This is a genomic window from uncultured Kordia sp. (assembly GCF_947496985.1).
GTDB lineage: Bacteria > Bacteroidota > Bacteroidia > Flavobacteriales > Flavobacteriaceae > Kordia.
Genome location: NZ_CANMEZ010000050.1, coordinates 1 through 227, shown reverse-complemented (window position 1 = coordinate 227; position 227 = coordinate 1). Strand labels below are relative to the sequence as shown.

The window sequence follows — 227 nt, the reverse complement described above, 5'->3', positions numbered from 1 at the left end:
GGGGTATCATTATCTGTGATTGTTACCGTTCCAGTATCTGATGCATTAGAAGTGTTCCCACTTGTCACCGTTCCAGTCACGGTAAAGTCTTCTGTTGATTCCCCTACTGTATCATCTGTAATTGGAATATTAACATTAACTGTTGTCTGTCCTGCTGGAATCGTAGCAGTAACTGTTGTGCTTGTATAATCAGCTGGATCTGTCGCACTGTTGTCTACCGTAGTAAT

At 41.9% G+C, this 227-nt stretch carries 1 protein-coding gene; it reads right to left on the bottom strand.

What is annotated here, in order from left to right:
- Window positions 1–227: Calx-beta domain-containing protein (locus tag Q0828_RS24455; RefSeq protein WP_298428000.1), on the bottom strand; the 227-nt coding region annotated here is incomplete at both ends.